The sequence below is a fragment of the Belliella marina genome, assembly GCF_042682445.1.
Lineage (GTDB): Bacteria > Bacteroidota > Bacteroidia > Cytophagales > Cyclobacteriaceae > Belliella > Belliella marina.
The window spans coordinates 1-1,986 of sequence record NZ_JBHUHR010000035.1 but is presented as its reverse complement, the minus strand read 5'-3'; the positions used below and the strand labels follow the sequence as shown (position 1 = coordinate 1,986).

Annotated in this window: 1 protein-coding gene and 1 pseudogene; both read left to right on the top strand. The window is 47.0% G+C overall.

Annotated features, from left to right (window positions below; translation table 11 throughout):
* Nucleotides 1-255, top strand: a 255-nt coding sequence (locus tag ACFSKL_RS12005; RefSeq protein ID WP_376886480.1) for a gliding motility-associated C-terminal domain-containing protein, incomplete at its 5' end; no start/stop codon positions are given.
* 76 nt (nucleotides 256-331) lie between these two features.
* A pseudogene (locus ACFSKL_RS12000) lies at nucleotides 332-1,986 on the top strand (hypothetical protein); the annotation flags it as partial.

Here is a 1,986-nt window from a genome sequence, read left to right as displayed (position 1 = left end):
ATACCTAATGTAATCACTCCAAATGGAGATGGTGATAATGATACTTTTGAAGTCAAGGGATTGAACCGGTTTGTGTCAAACAATATTGTGATATTCAATAGGTTAGGGGATCATCTTTTTGAAACAGATGATTATCAAAATGACTGGGGTGCAGATGGAATTGTCGCAGGTACCTACTTCTATATCCTGAAAGTCACAGAAGCCAACGGACAGGAGAAAGTGTTTAAAGGCTGGATTCAGGTAATTAAAGAATAGTATAATCAAACAGATTATGGCGAAAAGACCAGATTTTACAGAAAATAATACAGGGTTTTATCTAAATTTTAATAATATGAAAAGAATACTACTTTTGATGCTGTTTGCAGCCATCTTTATTGATGCGTCTGCTCAGGTGGGAATAGGGACTACGGAACCGTCTCATTCCAGCCAACTTGAGATTGTGGCCTCTGACAAAGGTATTTTGATACCTAGGGTAGCACTAACGAGTGTTATTGATGAGGCTACTATCCAGGCAGGAAATGTGGAAAGTCTATTGGTGTACAATACTACGGACAATGACTTAATCACTCCAGGTTATTACTATTGGTATCAAGATAGATGGAGAAGATTGGCTTGGACTGGTGCTGGAGTAGGTTCCAATAACTTTGTAACCTACAATCCAGCCACCAATCAATTTTTATATGCCAACGGAGATGGAGATATGGTTTTGATTGATATGGGTGACCTTTTTGAAGAGACCCTTACTACTTTGGTGGACAACGGCGATGGTACTATAACATATACCAATGAAGCTAATGTACCTGTAACCATTAATATGGCAAATGGTCCGGCTGGTATTGACGGCGTAGGCATTGCTTCTACGACAGACAACGGAGATGGTACGTTCACCATAACATATACAGACGGATCGACCTTTACTACTTCAGACCTTACAGGTCCGCAAGGTGCACAAGGCGAGCCTGGCTTTTCATCAGAGTCAATGCCTGGTGAGAGCGGGGCTCCGGGTACCCCTGGTGAGCCAGGCGGTCCGGGAGAAGGTGTTACGATAGTACACAACGCAGACGGAGTATGGGTTTATGATGGAACGACCAATACTTGGACGAATATCAACGGTTCTCAAGGTCCTCAGGGAGATCCTGGCTTTTCATCAGAGTCAATGCCTGGTGAGAGCGGAGCTCCGGGTACCCCTGGAGAGCCAGGCGGTCCGGGAGAAGGTGTTACGATAGTGCACAACGCAGACGGAGTATGGGTTTATGATGGAACGACCAATACCTGGACGAATATCAATGGGCCAGCAGGAGCTGATGGTCAGGATGGTATAGATGGCGTAGGGATTTCTTCTACGACAGACAACGGTGACGGTACGTTCACCATAACCTATACAGACGGATCGACCTTTACTACTTCAGACCTTACAGGTCCTCAGGGAGATCCTGGCTTTTCATCAGAGTCAATGCCTGGTGAGAGCGGAGCTCCGGGTAGCCCTGGAGAGCCAGGCGGTCCGGGAGAAGGTGTTACGATAGTGCACAACGCAGACGGAGTATGGGTTTATGATGGAACGACCAATACATGGACAAATATCAATGGTCCGCAAGGTCCTCAGGGAGATCCTGGCTTTTCATCAGAGTCAATGCCTGGTGAGAGCGGTGCTCCTGGTACCCCTGGAGAGCCAGGCGGTCCGGGAGAAGGTGTTACGATAGTGCACAACGCAGACGGAGTATGGGTTTATGATGGAACGACCAATACCTGGACAAATATCAATGGTTCTCAAGGTCCTCAGGGAGATCCTGGCTTTTCATCAGAGTCAATGCCTGGTGAGAGCGGAGCTCCTGGTACCCCTGGAGAGCCAGGCGGTCCGGGAGAAGGTGTTACGATAGTACATAACGCAGACGGAGTTTGGGTTTACGACGAAACAACCAATACCTGGACAAATATCAACGGTGCTGATGGTGCAGACGGTCAGGATGGAATAGATGGCGTAGGGAT